This window comes from Myxococcus qinghaiensis, from assembly GCF_024198215.1.
Lineage (GTDB): Bacteria > Myxococcota > Myxococcia > Myxococcales > Myxococcaceae > Myxococcus > Myxococcus qinghaiensis.
In genome coordinates, this window is record NZ_JAKCFA010000005.1 from 279,138 (window position 1) to 297,697 (window position 18,560).

Genomic DNA, 18,560 nt, shown 5'->3' on the forward strand with positions numbered 1-18,560 from the left:
GCGGGCTTCAGACGCCGCGCGCGTTCGGCTCCCAGAGGTACTTGTGCATCTGGAGCTGGAAGCGGACGGGGAGCCGGTCCTCGATGGTCCACTCGGCCAGCTCGCGCGGGTGGAGCTTGTCGAACACGGTGGAGAACAAGAGCGCGAAGGGCTTCTGGGCCAGCCGGTGCTCGGTGATGAGCGCCTTGGACCAGTCGTAGTCCTCGCGTGAGCCGATGACGAACTTCAGCTCGTCGTTGGCGTTCATCGACGCGAAGTTGCGCAGGTCGTTGCGCGAGGCCTCGCCGGAGGACGGCGTCTTCATGTCGACGATTTTGTGCACGGCGGCGGGCACCAGCCGCACGTCGATGGCGCCGCTGGTCTCCAGCAGCACCGTGTAGCCCTCGTCGAGCAGCGACTGCATCAGCGGGTAGACGCCGGGCTGGAGCAGGGGCTCGCCGCCGGTGATTTCCACGCGCGGGGTGCGCAGCGCCTTGATTTCCTCGAGGACGTCCGCGTTCTTCCGGCGCGCGCCGCCGTGGAAGGAGAACTCGCTGTCGCAGTAGGTGCAGCGCAGGTGGCAGCCGGTGAGGCGGATGAAGGCGCACAGCAGGCCGGCGTGCGAGGACTCGCCCTGGAGAGAGAGGTAGATCTCCTTCACCACCACGGAGTCGGCGGTGGGGACGAGGCGGGGCTCGATGTGGGGACGCGCGGCGGGCATGGCTTCTTCGTGAGGCGAAGGGAGCGGCGCTTCAACCCCAGTCAGCCCGGGAGGTCAAGCCGCCACCCCAATCCGGAGCCAACGTTCCGGGGGCGGCCAGGGATTCCCGGGCCCGCGCCCCCGCTCCGCGCGCGGCGAAGTGCGCGGAATCTGGGGACTCACGGCCGTCCGGGCTCAGGAACCGCCTGCACCCTGGGTCCTGGCGGGCGCCGCTTCCTCGGCCGTGGCCGGGCGGTGGTGGTGCACGGGGCACGTCTTGGGGAAGGTGCCGAGCTCTTCGACGGCGTAGCCCTTCGGGTAGGTGCGCAGGTTGACGCTCTCTCGGCCGAACTTGGGGACCTCGCGCGGGGGCAGGGCGTAGCGCACGAACTTCCCGCGCATTCGGAGCGCGGAGCGGAACACCTTCCGGGTGAGCGCGGAGGGGCGCGCGTAGTGGAACGCGTCCAGCAGCGCGTCCTCCATGAGGGTGCGCGCGAACAGCTTCACGAGCTTCTTGGGCGCCAGGTGGGAGGGCGGGAAGGTGGTGAGCAGCTCGAGCGTGGAGTCGGCCACGGCCTGGCTGCGCGCATCGAAGGCGAAGTGCTTCGCCTCGTAGCCGTCCAGGTACGCGACGAAGTCCGCGTGCGTCTTCGGGATGTCCTGGATGCCCATGTGGCGGCCCATCTCACGGTAGTAGTGGGTCCACGCCTCCACCTCGTTGGAGGTGAAGGGCCGCCAGCCGAACTCGCCCACCCAGCGGATGGGGGACACGGCGAAGGTGGAGAGCACGTAGCGCATGTCATCATTGGAGATGGCATAGGCGCCGTGCATCTGGTTCATCCGGCGGAAGGCGCTGTGTCCAACGGGGCTGGTGATGCCGTGCTCCAGGATGGCGTCGAGGACGAGCACCGTGTCGTCGTAGCGCTTCTGGGTGCACTCGTTGAACTCCCGCGTCTCGTGCAGGAGTACGCCGATGCTCGGCACCGCGTAGGTGCGGAACAGCGCGAAGCTGAGCGCCTGGGTGATGTCCCAGGGGAACTCCTGGGTGGTGAGGATGCGAACGATGTCCTCGTACTGGGTCACGGCATCGAGGCTGTCTGTACGGTCGCGCAGCGCGAAGCGGTTCATCCGGGTCCCTCCTGCGGAGAAGGCGGGAGGGACGGTAACTGATGGCGCGAAGGCCTGCTTATTGGCACCCCTGGGACGCTGTCAGCCTTTGTGCGCCGGGCCCTTCACGCGCTCGATGAAGGCGTCGATGAGGTGCCGGGCGATGCTCAGGCGCGGCGGGACGCGGGGCAGTTGGTCGGGGTGGAACCAGTGCGCCTCGGCGATCTCCTTGCCGTCCACCTGGATGTCGCCGCCCGCGTACTCGGCGGTGAAGCCCACCATGAGCGAGCGCCCGAAGGGCCACGGCTGCGAGCCGAAGTAGCGGATGTTCTTCACCTCGATGTTGACCTCTTCCTTCACCTCGCGCGCGACGCACTCCTCCAGCGACTCACCCGCGTCCACGAAGCCCGCGAGCGTGCTGAACATGGGCTCCGGCAGCGTGGAGTTGCGCGCGAGCAGCATGGTGTCGCCCCTGGTGACGAGCACAATCATCGCGGGGGAGATGCGCGGGTAGAACGGCGTGTTGTCCACCGTGCAGCGGCGGGCGCGCTCTCCGGCGACCAGCTGGGTGGGTTGGCCACAGCGTCCGCAGAAGCGGTGTTGAATGTCCCACTCGGCGATGGCGAGCGCGCGGCCGGCGACGGCGAAGCGCACCTCGTCCAGTCGCTTGTAGAGCGAGCGCGCGGGCACCAGCGTCATGCCCTCCGGCGCCGCGAAGTCCCGGGGCAGCGGGGCGGCGTAGCAGTCCACGCCATCCAGCGCGCCCAGGTAGTGGGCGGCCTCGGCGAGCTGGGGGAACGCGGAGCCTGTGGGCAGGTGGACGGCGCCCTCCTGCTCGATGATGAGCAGCTCCATGCCGCGCGAGAGGAAGAGCAGGGCCCCGTCGCGCGGTCGGCCGGGGGGCTCGTGGCTGGGGAGGAACGAAGAAGGGCTGGGGCTCACGTGGCCACCTTAATGGCCCGCGACGGGCCACGCAGGCTTCGTTGTGACTAGCTGCCCTTCTCGATGAGCTCCACGCGGTAGCCGTCCGGGTCCTCGACGAAGGCGATGACGGTGGTGCCGTGCTTCATGGGCCCCGGCTCGCGGACCACCTTGCCCCCGGCTTGCCGAATCGCATCGCACGTCGCGCGGATGTCCGGCACGCCGAGCGCTACGTGGCCATAGGCCGTGCCCAGCTCGTACTTCTCCACGCCCCAGTTGTGCGTCAGCTCCAGCGCGGGGTGGGTGTCCTCGGGGCCGAAGCCGACGAAGGCCAGGGTGAACTTGCCGTCGGGGTAGTCGTGGCGGCGCAGCAGCTTCATTCCGATGACCCGTGTGTAGAAGTCGAGCGACTTCTCCAGGTCTCCAACGCGCAACATGGTGTGCAGGATTCGCATGCGCGCTTCATAACCCCGGGAGCGCCGCGCGTCTCGGCGCGCTGTCGTCCCCTGGACTACGGGTTCACGGAGGACTCATTGGCCCGGACGTTCCGTGGAACGGTGAACGTCCCCACGTACACGCGGCCCTCGGACACGGGCTGTCCGCTCGGCTCCAGCACGTTGACGCGGGACTGGTCCCCGCCCGCGTGCCACAGGCCCACCAGCACCTTCCACTCGCCGGGCCTCCAGCCTCGGGTGGAGAGGGAGAAGGCGTCGCGCAGCAACGTGTTCCGGGGCGCGTCCGCGAAGAACCAGGTGCCGCCCACCACCGCGTGGTCCGAGCCCATGCGCTGGCCCTCCGCCGACACCACGTGCACGAAGATGCCCACCGAGCGGGGCACCGGTGTCGACGTGCGCCAGTAGAGCGCCAGGGGAAGGATGCCCTCCGCGTCCGGCTCTCCGGGAACCTCCGCGCCCACCAGCTCCACGGGCACCTCGAAGCGCGTGTCCACGGCCCTGGCCTGGGGAGGCAGTGCCGGCACCGTCAGCGGCGAGCCATCCGCGTTGCGCGGCTCCGCCTTCGCCACGGGCTCATGCCACGCCATGGCGAGCACGAACCAGGTGACGATGGGCACGGTGAAGACGTTGATGGCCACGGGCCAGCGCAACGCGTGTCCACGCCGCTGGCGCCACACGAGGAACGCGAGCCCCGCCCACGCGAGTCCGGACACCAGCCCGCCACCGATTCCCGAGCGGGGCAGGAAGCTCAGCACCACCTGGTGGTGGCCTTCCGGCACGTGCACGCCGAGCAGCCCGTCACGCGAGACGACCTCGCCCTGGGACGACTTCCAGCCCGGGTGCCAGTTCTGGTTGACGAGGAGCACGGTGGGCCGCGTCGCGTCCACGTCCACGGACACGCGGTTGGGCGTCCACTCCACGCGCTTCGCGGTGCCCGCGTCGGGCTCCTCCAGGTACTCCTCGGCGCTCAGGTCTCCACGCAGTTTGGCGGACATGGGCACGGGCCACGCCTCGCCACAGGCGATGGAGCCCCGGTTGAGCGCGAGCAGATGTCCCTGAGACCAGCGATTGCCGCGCGCCTGGGCGAAGGGCTGCTCGCGCTCGGCGGGCATCGCCGTCATCTGCGCCCAGCGAGACAGGTTGTCGAAGGCGCGAAGCTGCAGGCCCCAGCTCGCGATGGCCACGGCGCACGCGGCCACGGCGGCCCACGCCCACTTCGAGGGCGAGCGCCACGTGCGCGTGAGCAACACGGCGAGCCCCAGCGCGGCCAGCTCCGCGAGGAAGAGGCTGGTGGGGACGAGGAAGCGCTCGGGGTAGCGGAACGTCTCGAAGATGGGGAGCGTGCGCAGCCCCGCGAACAGGGAAGGCTTCGCCGCGTAGCCCGCCGCCATCCACGCGCACAGGCCCGCCACGATTGCCGGGTACAGCGCGCGGCGTCGAGCGAAAGCGAGGGCGGGCAGCGCGAGGGCGAGGGCCACGGGCGCGAAGTAGAAGTTGCCCGGGTCGCTGTAGCCGGAGCGCGCGGGGAGCTGGAGCAGCATCTTCACCAGCGGCTCCAGGGCGTTGCCCGGAGTGCCCGCCATGACGCGCGGTGAGGAGCGCATCGTCTCGATGAGCGGCCACAGGCGGAAGGCGCAGGCGGCCACGGTGAACAAGGCGGTGGCGCCCAGGGCCCACAGCGCCTTGTTCAGTCTGGGCATGTTGCGCGGTCCGCGCAGTCCATACAGCGCGCGGCCGGTCTCCAGCGCGACGAAGAGGGCGCCCATGGGCACGGGGTAGGTGCCACCGAAGCTCAAGAGCAGCGCGAAGACGCCACCCACGAGCGCCACGCCTGACAGCTTGCCTTCGACGACGCGCCGGGTGCCGACGAGCAGCCACGGCAGCAGGAGGAATCCCGCGAAGTTGAGCCAGCCGATGGCCCAGGACAGCGCGGTGAAGCCCATCAATCCGAAGAGCGGCGCGGCGCCCAGTGCGCCCAGTGTGGAGCCGGTGCGCCGTCGGGCGTAGTGGAAGAAGCCCTCCATGCCGAGCACGAGGAAGACCCACAGCAGGAGCGGCTCCGCGCGGCGCGGACCCACGAGCGAGGACAGCACGACGGTGGGAGAGAAGACGCGCGTCTGCGGACTGCCCAGCGCGTACTGGCCACCGCAGGACCAGGGGTTCCACAGCGGGAGCTGTCCGTAGTGCGTCACGCTGCGCGTGCCCGCGTCCTCGTAGGAGTCGAGCAGGTGTGAGTCGCGGAAGTCGTTCATCCCTCCGGCGAGCGACAGGGAGTGCCAGCACGCGGCGAGCGCGAGGACGCCGAAGAGGGCCAGGCGCACGCTGGTGAGCGAGGCGGCGCGGTGGGCTGCGCGGAGCAGTCCGTGAGAGGAGGTCGTCATGCGGAAGGGTGCGCGCGGGGAAGCGGGAGGGTGCCGGGCATCAGTCGTAGAACGGACGGGGCTTGCACGGGCTGGCGGAGGCCTTGCGCGGCGGGAGGATGGGCGCCGACGAGCGCAGCTCGGAGTCGATGGCGTCGAACACATCCGTCACCGGCACGTCGCGCCTGCGCGCCTCGCTCATCACCCACCCTCGCTCCGACGCGCCGAAGTCGTCGTCCTGGGACCAGTGGTCACCGGGGAACGAGTGCATCGAGCGCCGACGCCAGTGAGGCTCCGCCTCGGCGGCGGCCCGGCCCAGGAGGACGCGCTCGTCGGCGGACAGGCGCCGCGAGGGAGTCCTCACCTCCGAAGTCACCGCCCGCGCCACCGCCACTCCGCCACACAGCGCGAGGGCCACCCAGCCCGAAACCGCCACGCGCTTCCAGCGCGCCTGTGTCGTCGTCATCGTCATGGCACCCACCCGTCCTTGCGTGGGTTCCTACTCCAACTTCCCCGAGCGCTTCACCCGATTCAGCCGGAAGGGCGGCGGGCGGAGCACCAGGGCACCGTCCGCCGGGCACCTCGACTCAGGAGCGGTCGTTCTCGTCGGCGTCGGCTTCCAGCTCGTACGGGTTCGCCAGCAGCCGGTGCGCGCCCTCCATCATCTCCACCACGATTTGTCCGGCGGGCTGCACGCTCTCGATGCGCGCCATGCTGGAGCCGCTGGCGGGCAGCACCATCTCCTCCAGGTCGCCCTGCGTGTCGGGCGTGGGCACGAAGGCGCTGAAGCGCGGCATCGTGTAGAGCGCGTCGCCTCCCGTCAGTCCCGGGTACAGCCGCGTGGTGCCAATGGAGTCCGTGGGGTTCGTCGGCGCGCGCGCCTCGCGGCCCGCCCACTCGCGCACCACGCGGTTGCGCAGCACGCGCTGACGCGGACCGGACCACTCGGGGCCGAAGAGGGTGGTGAAGTCGGAGTCGCGCGCGTCTCCATCCACCACGCGCTGCTTGTAGCCCGGGTGCGCGTACGCCTCCACGGAGGCCACCATGCGCGTTCCCACCCAGACGCCATCGGCGCCATGGAACAGCGCCCGCGCCGCGCTCAGCCCGTCCGCGATGCCACCGGCGGCGAGCAACGGCAATTCCCCCACCAGCGCGCGCAGCTCCCGCACCAGCTTCAGCGTGGGCGTGGTGCCTTTGTTGTAGCCCGCCGCCTGACGGCCCTGCGCGATGAGCCCGTCGATGCCCAACACCAGCGCCTCCTTCGCGAACTCCACCGAGCTGGCCTGCACCCAGACCTTCGTCCCCGCGGCCCTCAGGGCCTTGACCCAATCCGCGGGCGGCAGGGCCCAGTGGAAGGCGACCACCGGCACACGCTCGGCGATGCACGTGTCGATGTGCTCGCGCGTGGTGAAGTCCCCCGCCCGCGCGCGGTCGAGGATGAAGTCCACGCCGAACGGGCGCTGCGTGCCGGCGCGGATGGCCTGGATGCGCGAGCGCAGGAAGGGCGCGGGCTCCGGCGCCGAGCCGAGCATGCCGATGCCTCCCGCCTCCGACACGGCGATGACCAGCGGCGGCAGCGCCACGAAGGCCATGCCCGCGCTGACGAAGGGGTAGTGCACGCCCAGGTCCCGCGTCAGCCGCGTGTGCAGCGTGTTGTCTTCCAGGACGTGGATGGGCGGACGGCGAGGCGCGCGGCTTTCGTCCGACTCGGAAGGAGAGCCCTCGTCATCCAGCTCGCTGTCCCCAGGACCCCCCGAGGGGCCGGCCCGGTGGGAAGGGGGCGCGGCGCGTCCGTCGTTCGTTCCGTTCATCATGTCTCCTCGGTGTCGCTGGCCCGCTGACCTCTCCCAAAGGTTACCAGCATCCCCTGGCTGTTGAGGTCAGGGGGCGAGGTGGCGGAGGGCCACCCGGGTGCTCGAAGACATTCGCCGGTGTCGGGTGGTGAGCACCCGGACCTCGCCTACGTCGCGAGTGACTTCTTCATGTGTCGGTGGGGTATCCCCACTTCCGTGAACGCTTCCGCATACACGGAATAGCCCAGGCGTTCGTAGAACGGCACGACGGGCTGCCGGGCGTGGAGGTGGACGTGGGTGATGCCCCGTCGCACCAGCTCCGCCTCCAGCGTCTCGACCAGTCGGGCACCCAGGCGCTGCCCCTGCAGGTGGGGCGTCACCGCCATCTGGAACAGACGTCCTCCGTGCGAGTCCTCGGGGTTGAAGAGCACGCAGCCGAGCACGCTGTCACCCCGGTGGGCGACCAGGTGGAGGCTCTGCGCCTCGAACGGAAACTTCACCGCGTCCCGCGTGTGGCCCAGGGGCTCGCGCAGCACGCGGAAGCGCAGCTCCAGCTCCGCCTCGTAGAGCGGGTGTCCAGGCTGGATGAAGGTGAACTCGAGCTCGGGCTCGCTCATGCGTCAGAAGGTCCCCGTGAGCTGGAGGGTGAAGGTGCGCCCGTACTGGGGCACGGGAGCGATGGAATTCTCGTCCGACACGGGAATCTGGTACTCGGAGTCGAGCAGGTTGTGGACGCCAGCGAAGTAGCGCAGCGGGCCGTAGTCGCCGGAGAGGCCGAAGCCGATGAGCAGGGCCTCGCCGCTGTCCGCGCCGCCCGGGCCGGTGGGACGCGCGCTCTGGTAGGTGGCCTGGGTGGCCAGCCGCATGTCGCCGTTGCCCACCGGCATCAGCAGGCGTCCGGAGACCAGGTGCGCGGGAGACGCGGAGGCCACCACGTCCGCGGCGTTGCGCAGCGTCACGTACGAGTAGCTCACGTCCACCAGCAGCCAGCGTCCCGGCTGCCAGTGCACGCCCGCCTCCGCGCCCCACGCCAGCGTGGTGCCGCTGTCGTTGACGAAGCGCAGACACTCCGAGCCGCCGCACTCCTCCGAGGGGGCGTCGTCCGTGCGCAGCTGCACCAGGCTGGAGATGCGGTTGTGGTAGCCGGCCACCGACAGGCGCAGCTCGTCCGTGAGGTCGTGCGCGTGCTCCACCTCGAAGGTGGTGATGGTCTCCGGCTTCAGGGACGCGGGTGGCGCCTGGGTGATGCCGTCCGCGTAGTAGAGCTCGTAGACGTTGGGGGCGCGGAAGGCGCGTCCGGCGACCAGCTTGGTGAGGCCCGCGTCGTAGGGCCGGGCGATGACGGCCAGTCGCGGGGTGATGGGCGTGGTGTCCAGGTCCAGGTACTTGTCCAGGCGCAGGCCCGCGGAGAGGCTCAGGCGCGGGTGCAGCTTCCACTCGTCGAGCAGGTACGCGGACAGCAGCGTGCGCGCCTTCGTCTCCAGGGGGATGTCGCTCGCCGTCTGGCGCACGCTGAGCTGCCCTTGCGTCTCCACGCCGAGCGTGAGGCGGTTGCCCTCGAAGATGCCCACGCGCGCGCGAAGTTCGCCGCTGACCCAGTCCGCCGCGCCGCCCTCCTTGTTGGAGCCGCCGGCGCTCTCCGGGTACACATAGAGGCCCTCGTAGCGGCTGAGGTCGAACGAGGCGCGCCCGGACAGGCTGAAGCGCTCGGTGAACTCGCGCTCGTAGCGCGCCTCGACGAAGGCGCGCAGGTCCTCCACGGTGTTTCCCTCCGCGCCTGGCACGGTGCCGTAGGGGGCGGTGGGCAGCTCCTTCGAGCGGACGTTGAGCTGGCCCTGGAAGGAGAAGTCTCCCAGCCGGGCGCGCACGGAGGCGGTGGCGGCCCGCTCCGCGTCCAGCCCGGTGACGAGCAGGTCGCCCAGCGCGGGGTCCGCGCGTCGCAGCAGCGTGGTGTCCGCGCCGGAGGCCGTCAGCGCCGCGGCGCTCACCAGGATGGAGCGATTGCCGTCCTCCCAGGACGCGGTGGCGTGTCCACGCGTGGTGTTCAGCGCGCCCACCGCGCCGGTGACTTCCAGGTGGTTGTCCGGGCCCAGCGACTCGCGGGGCACCACGTTGATGACGGCGAAGAAGGCGCCGGTGCCGTACAGGGCGCTGCCCGGGCCGCGCACGACTTCGATGCGTTCGACTTCCATCAGGTCCACGTTGAGGTCGTGGGCGGCGTAGCCCTGGCCGGCCCACACGTCGTTCATGGCGTGGCCGTCCCAGAGGATGAGGACGCGGGTGTTGAGGTCTCCGGGGGGCGAGAAGCCGCGCACGCCCAGGTACGTATAGGTCCGGTCGTCGGTGAGGTAGAAGCCGCGCACGCCGGCGAGCGCCTCCGCGAGGGTGCGCCAGCCGAACGCGCGCAGCTCCTCCTGGGTGAGCACGGTGGTGGAGGCGGGAGCGTCGTCCACGGCGACCAGGCTCTTGGACGCGGCGCGCACGGGTGGGGGCGCGTAGCGCAGCTCCGCGTGAATCTTCACCTCCTGGTCCGCCACGACGGTCACCTTCTGGCGCAGCGGACGCACCTCGCGGCTCTCCACCTCCAGCGCGTGCTCGCCCTCGGGGAGGGTGACGACGGTGGGGGTGAAGCCGGCGGGCTTGCCGTCCACGCGCACGGTGGCGCCGTCGCGGTTGGCGGTGACGACGAGTCGGCCGGAGGGACGGTCCTGGACGCGCAGCGCGACGGAGAGCGGGACGCTGCCATCGGCGGGCACGTCCACCACGTACTGGCCGGGGGAGTAGCCGGGGGCGCGCACGTAGAGGATGCGCTGGCCGGGGGGCAGGCGGGCGCGGCCGGGCAGCTTGGTGATGACGGGGCCGTTGGGGGCGTCGCGCACCTCGGCGCCCTCGGGGGTGCCGGTCAGCTCCACGCCGCCGGTGATGAGGAACAGGTCGAAGGTCTGCTCCGTCTCACGGCCGCGCGCCACGGTGACGGTGGCCTCGGTGGGACGGTAGCCGTCCTTCTTCACCATGATTTTGTGACGGCCGGGCGACAGCGCGAGCGTCTGCGGCGAGCGGCCCCGGCTGCCCAGGTCCATGCGGTCCACGTAGACGTCGGCGCCCTTGGGGACGGTGGTGACCTTGACGAGCGCGACCTTGGGGCGCAGTCGATCCAACGAGCGGGAGACTTCCGAGGCGTCCTCGGTGGGCAGGTCCTCGGTGAGCAGATCGTTGTAGTAGCGGTACGCCTCGTTGAACTTGCCCAGCGCCTCGAAGCAGCGGGCGATGTTGAAGAGCACGTTGCGGTTGGGCACCAGCCGGTAGCTGGTGAAGTAGGAGCGCAGGGCTTCGGTGTACTGGCCCTTGGCGTAGGCGTCGTTGCCCAGCTCGAAGGCGATGTCCGCCTCGTCGGCGTTGTTGTCCGCGTACGCGGGCACGGACAAGAGCAGGAGTGACAAGACGAGAAGGCCAGAGCGGGAGGGAAGCATGGGGCGGTGACATTCTTCCTCCTCTGGAATGGCAGGTCCATGGGGGCCTTTGGGTGGGCCGCCGGATGTCAGACCCGCTGAGTAGGAAGGAGTGGACACGCGGTATGGGGTGGGGTTCCACTTCGGGGAGGTGGCGGGGATGTTGGAGGGGTGGGAAGTCAGAGGGGAGAGGAGCGAGGGAATGGGTGAGGGACCGAAGCGGCCGGCGACGTACGAGGACCTGGTCGCACTGCCGGAGAACATGGTCGGGCAGATCATCGACGGGGAGCTCATCGCCATGCCCCGGCCGGCGAGCCCACATGCGAAGGCCAGTTCCAGCCTGCAGGGCGAACTCTATGGACCCTTCCAGCGGGGCCGAGGAGGGCCTGGAGGGTGGTGGTTGCTGGTGGAGCCGGAGCTGCACTTCGGGCAGGACGTGCTGGTGCCTGACCTGGCGGGCTGGCGTCGGGTGCGGATGCCGGAGGTTCCGAACGCGCCGTACTTCACCCTGGCGCCGGATTGGGTCTGCGAGGTGCTCTCTCCGTCCACGGCGTCACTGGACCGGGTGAAGAAGAAGCGCATCTACGCCCGAGAAGGCGTGCGCCATGTCTGGCTGGTGGACCCGAAGGCGCGGACGCTGGAGGTGTTCCGCCTGGAGGGTGGCCGCTGGGTGGAGCTGGGCACGTACACAGGGGACGAGCGCGTGCGTGCCGAACCCTTCGAGGCGTTGGAGCTGGAGCTGGGCATCCTGTGGCTTCTGGAGTCGACGCCGAAGACGCCCTGAGGCTCAGTGCATGACGCCCTTGCTGGAGGTGTCCGTGGCCTGTGCCGTCGCTGGCTGGCGCATGAGGAGGTCGCCCACCCTCTGGAGCACATGGGTGGTGGCGCCCTCCGGGTCCCTGAAGAAGTGGGGCGTCCAGAGCCGGACGAGCTTCCAGCCCTGGCCCTCCAGCACGGCGGTGCGGAAGAGGTCCCACTCCACGCGGTCGGCGGCCTTGGGGTAGCGCGTGCCGTCGCAGAGCAGGCCCACGGTGACGTCGCCCGGGACGGAGGGGTGATGCAGGGCGAGGTCCACGCAGAAGCCGTCATTGCCCCAGTTCACATCGGAGGACACGTGGTGGCGTCGCGCGAGGTGTGACGCCAGTGCGCGGACGAAGGTGGAGTCCGCCGCGGTCTCCCGCTCGCGCACGACGAGCTCGCGCGGGGCGGAGGGCTCGGAGGTGGGGAGCGCGTCGTCGCGGGTGGCCTCCGCGTGGGCGAGGGCGATGCGTTCCGCGAACTGGAGGTAGGCGAAGAGGAGCCAGCCACCGTTGGGCTGACGGCCGGACTCCACGGGCGGCAGGGCCGTATACGCGTCGCGAGGAATGGAGGTGACCAGGTGCACCTGCTGTCGGGCGCGAGTGACGAGCACGTTGAGGCGCCGTCCTCCACCCGCGCTGCCGAGCGGGCCGAAGCGTCGGTAGAAGCGCCCCTGTCGGTCGGGCCCGTAGGTGGTGCTGATGATGAGGTGGTCTCGCTCGTCGCCCTGGACGTTCTCGAGGTTCTTGACGAAGAGGCCCTCGAAGGAGCCGGCGCCGCGGCGGGTGCGCGCGGTGGCGAGCCGGGCGGCGAAGGTTGCGTCCTCCGCGGACAGTTCATCGAGGACGTCGGTGATGGCGTCGCGCTGTGAGAGATTGAAGCAGGCGATGCCGATGGAGGGGGGCTCGGGGCGGGCGAGCAATTCCTTCACGAGCTGGCCCACGGCGCGGGCCTCGGTGAGATTCACGCGCTTCTCGTAGGTGCCGCCCACGGGGAGCAGGCGCAGGGGCGCGTGGGGAGCCACGTGCGAGGGATGCGCGGGGATGGCCTGGAGCCGCCTGTCGTAGAAGTGCTCGTTGCTGAAGGCGATGAGGTCCGCGTCTTGCGAGCGGTAGTGGACGTCGAGGTAGCACTGGTCGATGTCCAGGTTGAGCGCGGCGGAGAGGAGGTCTTCCACCTCGGACTGCTGGTCCTCGAAGAGGCCCTGCTCCGTTTCAGCTTCGGTGTCCTGGCTCTGCACCACGGCGGACTCGAAGAAGCGCGTGGGAGGGAGTTGCTTCGGGTCTCCGGCGATGACGACGCGCTTGGCGCGGGTGAGGACGGGCAGGGCTTCCTCGAGTCGGCACTGGGAGGACTCGTCGAAGATGACGACATCGAAGATGGGGCGGCGCGGGAAGATTTGCGCCACCGTCTGGGGACTGGCCATCCACACGGGGCGGGCGTCGAAGAGCGGGTCTCCGCCTTCGAGCTCCAGGCCGGTGGCGATGACCTGTCGCACGCGCATGGCGCGCTCGCCTCGGAGCATGAGGCGACGGCGCAGCTCCGCGCCCTGGGTGTTGAGTCGTCCGCCGGTGCTTGCGAGCAGGCGCTCGCGCTGGCGCTGCGTCCACCGGTGGAGGATGGCGTCGCGGACGAGTCCGCGCTTCTTCTCCTCGAGCACGCGGTAGCGGGCTTGAGTGGCCTGGGCGCGCTCGGCGTCGACGTGCTGGAGGGCAGGGTCTTCGCGCAGACGTGAGGACGCCTCCGAGGCGAGTGTGGCCTTGAGTACGGACGTCCAGCCCGTGTCCGCGTCCACGCCCTGGCGCGCCAGGGCTTCCACCGCGGTCTCCAGCGAGGGCGGCATGCCGGACAGCAGCGCGCGCAGGCGCAGCATTCCCTCCACGGTGGACAGACGTGCCTGGAATGCGGAGGCGATGGGGAGCAACCGGGCGCTCGCGCGCAGCTCGCGCGAGCGGGTGGCGAGCCACGTCGAGGAGAGGAGCCCTGTTTCGGAGAGGCGCTTCTCCAGCTTCGTCACCGCCGCGCCTCGGGCGGGAGATTGACGGAGGCCCGTGAGCAGCGCGGCGCGAGCCGAGGCGTCCCCCGTCAGGGCCCGGCGCACGGCGTCGCGGCAGGAGGCGAGCAGAGGCGTGTTGTCCAGCGTGCCCAGCACGTCGAAGAGGGCGCTGTGAGTGCGCAGGTCCCGCGACAGCAGCTCATCGGGAAGACTTGAGGTGGCGAGGCCCATCGCGGTGGAACCCGGAGCCACGCTGTGATGGGCGACACCCACGGAGGCGACAGTCGGAGCCACGGTGGAGTGGGGAAGGTGCGCGGCAACGGAGCCCGGCGCGAGGGTGGAGCGGTGGAACTCGCTCAGCAACGCGCGGGCGCGAGCGCCCGTGAGGAATCGACTGACGCGGTCCGCGGCGGCGGCGCCCAGCGTGAGGCCGAACTGCTGGAGCACCTTGCGAGCGCCCGCCTTCCGCGCAAAGCAGAAGAAGGCGTACCACTTGCTGGCGATGCCCAGATACGCACCCAGCGTGGCGAGCGCCGTGGACAGCGCTCCCAGGGAGTGGGGCTGCTCGCGGTGAATCAACGCGAGCTCCGTATCGAGAGGCCCCTCGGAGAGCACCTTCGCCTGGGGCGCGAGCCCATCGAGCTGGGCCTTCGCGGTCCGCACGGCGTCCGTGGAGGCCGCGCTCCAGCGTGCGAGTGCTTCAGGGCTCGTGGTCTCCAACAGCGGAGCAAGCTGCTCGGCGAAGTGGGCGCGTGCGGTGCCCTCGGCTTCGGGCTCCGCGCCAAAGGAGGGGATGTTCGGGGAGGCGAGTGAGTCGGCGTCACGGGCCGCGTCGACCGCGGTGTCCAGGCGCTCGCGCCAGGTGGCCAGCGGCGTGGCGAGGTACGTGGCCAGGTCCACGCCCAGGACTTCTCGCCAGGGATTGTCCGGGTAGCCTTCCTTGAGCGCGCGCTCGAGGACTTCGCGCGTCTCGCGTTCGCGTGGGATGACTTCACCCAGCCGCGCGGAGGCGAGTGACGACGTGGCGGGAGCGAGCGCGGCGGGGGACTCCAGGGAGAGCCACTGGCCCACCAACTCGTGGAAGGAGGGCGCGGTGCCGTCGGCGGGGCGCTCGGAGAGGGCGCGCTCGGCGGTGCTGAGCTCGTCGTGGAGGGTCTGGAGCTCTTGGTCCACGTGGGACAGCTCCTTCGTCACGGCGGCATGGGTCCGCGCTTCGGGCAGGGTATCGAGCTGCTCGCGGATGCCCAGGTAGAGGTCGCGTTGATCTCTCTGCGCGTCGTGCACGACGGCGCACAGGTTGCCCAGGCCCAGGTGGTCCAGGCGGTGCTTCACGACGTCGAGCGCCGTGCGCTTGTCGCAGACGAACAGCACCCGCTCGCCTCGGGCCAGGTGGTCGCCGATGGCATTGGCGATGGTCTGCGACTTGCCGGTGCCAGGAGGCCCGTGGATGACGAGCCCTCTGCGACTGCGCGCCAGCCGCACCGCACGGGCCTGACAAGGGTCCGCGATGGTGACGAGCCGTTCCTCGGCGGCGAGCTTGAGCCCTTCGAGGTTCCGCTCTCCGCCGCCGGAGTGAGCGACCTGCCCGAGCGACACATCCACGCGCAAGAAGCTCTCCAGTGGACCGGAGATGGGCTCACCGTCCACGAGCGCGCGCATGTCGTCCACGAGGCTTTGATTCGACAGCGGATACAGGCCGAGCACGGCGCTGGGGAGGATGGACGCCGTGGCGCCCTCCTCGTCCGAGCGGGGCACGGGAACCAGGAGCGTCTCGGGTGAGAAGGTCGCTGGAGCAGGCAGCTCCAACGCCTTGGAGACGAGTGCCGCCAGCTCATTGACCTCACGCCAGGGGTCCACGCCCTCCTCATCGGTGAACAGCTCACCGAAGCGCTCCCCCGTCTGTTGTTCGAGCCACGCCAGCAACGCGGTGTTGGGTGCGACGCGGTCCACGCCCTCTTCTGCGCCTTCCAGCTCGACCGCCGTCACGCGTCCCTTCTTCACGGTGATGCGCACGGGAACGAAGGCGATGGGCGCGAGGATGCGTCGGGTGCCGAAGCCGCGCTTGTCCTTGGTGTTGGGGGGCAGGTGCAGCAAGGGGAAGCCGACGTGGAGGACATGCGCGCCGGTGTCCTGCTCGAAGATGCGGGCGTCCTCGACGATGGCCGTGAGCTTGCGCAGCAGGGCCTGTTGTTCCTCCTCGGCCCGCGTCGACGCGGGGGCCGTTTCATCGTCGTCGGCCTCGAGCTCCGCGCGAGGAGGGGGCCGCGTATCACCCGCGTTGGCCGGAGTGCTTTCGAGTGACGTCGAGATTCCGGGGGAGCCCGACCTGGGGGGCGGCTTCACCGTGAGCCGGGCCGAGGCCTTGTCTCCGAGCAGCGCGGCCAGCACCGCGTGAGGCGGGGTGCCGTCGAGTCGGCTCAGCACGGAGAGGTCCAGGCGCTGGCGACTGTGGTGGGGGCGGCAGTTGAGGCTCGGTCCGGACGCGAGCGCGGCGTAGAGCCGCTCGAGCATCTTCGCGAGGACGCGGCTGCGGGACTCGGGCGACACGGCGGTACCTCTCTCCAGAGGAGGGAGGTCGCTGTCTACCATGGGGCCTGGAGGGTGACCTCAGTCCGCCAGTGCGGCGGCGAGCGAGCGAGCGGCGGCCTCCAGCGCCTCAGAGGGGAGATGATCCACCGGGGCTGCGTCGAACACCGCGCGGCCCCACAGTCGCTGTGGAGTCTCTCGGAAGCGCGGCACCAGGTGCAGGTGGCAGTGGCGCAGCACGTCGCCGATGGCGAAGGCGTATGCGTGCTCGGCGCCCAGCACCTCGCGTTGGGCGCGCATCACCCGCGCGGCGAACCCACCCAGCTCCCGCGCCGTGGCGTCGTCCAGCTCGTACCAGGCACGTGCATGTTGCTCGCTGGAGATGACGACCCAGCCGGGAACGGGACTGGGTCCCGCGACACCATGCAGCACCAACCCCGGAGCCCGGGCCAGGATGCCCCCCACGGGGCGGTGCTCGCCGCGCGCGACGGCACAGCCGAGACACGGCTCATTCACATCCACCATGCGGCCACCGTAGCAGTCGTTTTTCGCCAGGGCAGGGCGTTGAGAAGGCGCATCGCGCAAGGGAGGGTCTCATCAGACCCTCTGAAAACTAAGAGGATGGGAGGGGTGTGTTGTGATCGCCCCAGGGCGTGATGTTGGCGGTTTGGGACGAGGGGAGAGTGCGACTGTCGCCTGCTTGACGTGAAGGGGCCGGGTCGGAGAGTGTCCGCCCCACGCTCTTTCATGGTTGGGGGCGTGAGAGCTCAAGCAAATCTTTTCAAGGTGGGGATGATGAAGAAGCATCTGGTCATGGCCGTGGTGCCGTTCTTGGCGCTGGGGTGCGGTGATGATTTCAAGGACGAGAACGGTGACGGCATCGCCGACGGCATTCGTGAGCCGGACAGCGTGACGGTGGTGACGCCCGCGACGCCGAAGGGGACGGTGTCGGGCCAGGTGTTGACCACGGACCTGAAGCCGCTGTCCGAGGCCTCGGTGGAAATCACCATCGGCAGCTCGGCGGATCCGCTCGCGGGGACGACGGATGCGAAGGGCAACTTCGAGTTCAAGGACGTCCCGGCGGGCTCCCAGGTGCTGCTGACGTTCACCAAGGCGGGCTATGCCACGCTGCGCGCGACCGCGGAGATTCCCTCGTCGGCCGGCAACGTGCCCATCAACAACGCCAACGTGAGCTTCGGCCCCGTGACGCTGACGCGGCTGGACGGCTCGCTGCGCTTCCTGCTGGTGACGCCGCAGGGCCGTCCCGCGGCGAACGTGCGCGCGACGCTCGAGGCCTCGCCCGCGGGCAACCTCGTCCTGTTGAACGGTGACTCCACCCCCGCCGTGGTGAGCACGGTGGTCGTGGAGGCGACGTCCGATGACCAGGGCGCGCTGGTGTTCCAGGGTGTCCCGACCGCGCAGGAGCTGGCGCGCCTGACCGGAGGCCAGTACCGGCTGTGGGTGTCCGCGGTGGACAGCAACAGCGACGGTGTGCCGGAGACGAACGGCTTTGTGAGCACCTATCCGGCCGGCACCGTGGTGGCGTCTGGCACCACGCGGCTCATCAACCTGCCCTACTCGCGGACGTCGAATGTCGAGCTGAACGTCGAGGGCAGCAATGTGGCGATGTTGAGGGGCGCCGCGGATCCGCACCCGCTGCGGAACATGGTGCGGCCGGGCGAGCCCATCTATCTGTACTTCAACCAGCCGGTGCAGCAGAGCTCCCTGCTGGTGCGCCTGACGGACGAGTACGCCAAGGAGGCGCTGCCCGTCACGGTGGCCCTGGGCAATGGTGGCTACACCGCGACCATCACGCCGGGCAACGGCGTGGTGCAGACGGGCAAGGAGTACAACCTGGACCTGCGCGCTGTCTCGGCGGAGAACGGGGACCTCTACTCGCGCACGGGCTTCTTCTTCGGTGGCGAGCCTGGCACCGTGACGCCGGTGACCATCGCGGAGGCGCGTTACCAGGAGACGTCGTTGACGGCGCCCACCTCGCAGCAGCTCAACGCTGGAGAACTCGTCTACATCAACTTCAGCTCCCCCGTCTTCACCCCGTTCTCGGGGGGGGACGGTTCGTCGGTGCAGGTCTTCTTCAACGTCGACATCGACAACAACGGGACCGTGGGTCGCACCTCGTTTGGCGAGGTTGGCAACTACAGTGGCCAGGGCTTCCTCCTGAACATCGACGAGCCCACGTCGCCGTACCAGACTCGCGTGCTGAACCCCGAGATGCCTGTGTTTCCCATCAGCCACTCGAGCTACAGCACCCGTTACTCGTTCACCTACTCTGGCGTGGGGATCATCCCGAGCACCACGACAATGCAGGTTGCGTTCTCGAAGCAGGGGGAGCGCGGTGTCATCCAGACCTACCAGAGCATCTGGGGTCAGCCGCTCACCACGGACCTGACCATCAACAGTGTTGCGACGCAGCCCGTTCCCGTACCGGCTCCGTAACACCCGACAGGGCTTGAAC

General features: G+C 69.9%; 13 protein-coding genes. 2 read left to right on the forward strand and 11 right to left on the reverse strand.

The window, feature by feature from the left end:
• Window positions 1-7: 7 nt before the first annotated feature.
• The 9 genes from LZ199_RS11265 to LZ199_RS11305 form a co-directional block, all read right to left on the reverse strand.
• Complete coding sequence (locus LZ199_RS11265; protein ID WP_163863661.1) at window positions 8-700, reverse strand: radical SAM protein; 693 nt, start codon at window positions 698-700, stop codon at window positions 8-10.
• 174 nt (window positions 701-874) lie between these two features.
• Window positions 875-1,807 (reverse strand): oxygenase MpaB family protein, encoded by a 933-nt coding sequence (locus tag LZ199_RS11270; protein WP_253993655.1) that lies wholly within the window; start codon window positions 1,805-1,807, stop codon window positions 875-877.
• 81 nt (window positions 1,808-1,888) lie between these two features.
• Window positions 1,889-2,728, reverse strand: a complete 840-nt coding sequence (gene nudC, locus LZ199_RS11275) for an NAD(+) diphosphatase (RefSeq protein WP_253993656.1) — start codon at window positions 2,726-2,728, stop codon at window positions 1,889-1,891.
• A gap of 47 nt (window positions 2,729-2,775) precedes the next feature.
• A complete protein-coding gene (gene gloA, locus LZ199_RS11280) occupies window positions 2,776-3,162 on the reverse strand; it encodes a lactoylglutathione lyase (protein WP_163863655.1) in 387 nt (128 codons plus the stop codon).
• A 56-nt stretch (window positions 3,163-3,218) separates the two neighbouring features.
• Complete coding sequence (locus tag LZ199_RS11285; protein ID WP_253993657.1) at window positions 3,219-5,543, reverse strand: hypothetical protein; 2,325 nt, start codon at window positions 5,541-5,543, stop codon at window positions 3,219-3,221.
• Window positions 5,544-5,583: 40 nt separating this feature from the next.
• A complete protein-coding gene (locus LZ199_RS11290; protein ID WP_163863652.1) occupies window positions 5,584-5,994 on the reverse strand; it encodes a hypothetical protein in 411 nt (136 codons plus the stop codon).
• 115 nt (window positions 5,995-6,109) lie between these two features.
• On the reverse strand, window positions 6,110-7,336 hold the full coding sequence (locus LZ199_RS11295; protein WP_253993658.1) for an NAD(P)H-dependent flavin oxidoreductase: 1,227 nt from the start codon (window positions 7,334-7,336) through the stop codon (window positions 6,110-6,112).
• A gap of 146 nt (window positions 7,337-7,482) precedes the next feature.
• Window positions 7,483-7,932: a GNAT family N-acetyltransferase gene (locus tag LZ199_RS11300; protein ID WP_253993659.1), complete on the reverse strand. Its 450-nt coding sequence runs from the start codon at window positions 7,930-7,932 to the stop codon at window positions 7,483-7,485.
• A gap of 3 nt (window positions 7,933-7,935) precedes the next feature.
• Window positions 7,936-10,785, reverse strand: coding sequence for a TonB-dependent receptor domain-containing protein (locus LZ199_RS11305; RefSeq protein ID WP_253993660.1), 2,850 nt, complete (start codon window positions 10,783-10,785; stop codon window positions 7,936-7,938).
• A 181-nt stretch (window positions 10,786-10,966) separates the two neighbouring features.
• Between LZ199_RS11305 and LZ199_RS11310 the strand changes: the two genes are divergently transcribed.
• On the forward strand, window positions 10,967-11,548 hold the full coding sequence (locus LZ199_RS11310; RefSeq protein WP_253993661.1) for a Uma2 family endonuclease: 582 nt from the start codon (window positions 10,967-10,969) through the stop codon (window positions 11,546-11,548).
• Window positions 11,549-11,551: 3 nt separating this feature from the next.
• Here the strand turns inward: LZ199_RS11310 and LZ199_RS11315 are convergent, their stop codons facing one another.
• Window positions 11,552-16,105, reverse strand: a complete 4,554-nt coding sequence (locus LZ199_RS11315) for an AAA domain-containing protein (protein WP_253993662.1) — start codon at window positions 16,103-16,105, stop codon at window positions 11,552-11,554.
• A 60-nt stretch (window positions 16,106-16,165) separates the two neighbouring features.
• A complete protein-coding gene (locus tag LZ199_RS11320; RefSeq protein ID WP_253993663.1) occupies window positions 16,166-16,609 on the reverse strand; it encodes an HIT family protein in 444 nt (147 codons plus the stop codon).
• Window positions 16,610-16,876: 267 nt separating this feature from the next.
• On the opposite strand from LZ199_RS11320, the gene LZ199_RS11325 reads away from it, so the two are divergent.
• Window positions 16,877-18,541, forward strand: coding sequence for a carboxypeptidase-like regulatory domain-containing protein (locus LZ199_RS11325; protein WP_253993664.1), 1,665 nt, complete (start codon window positions 16,877-16,879; stop codon window positions 18,539-18,541).
• Window positions 18,542-18,560: the final 19 nt, after the last annotated feature.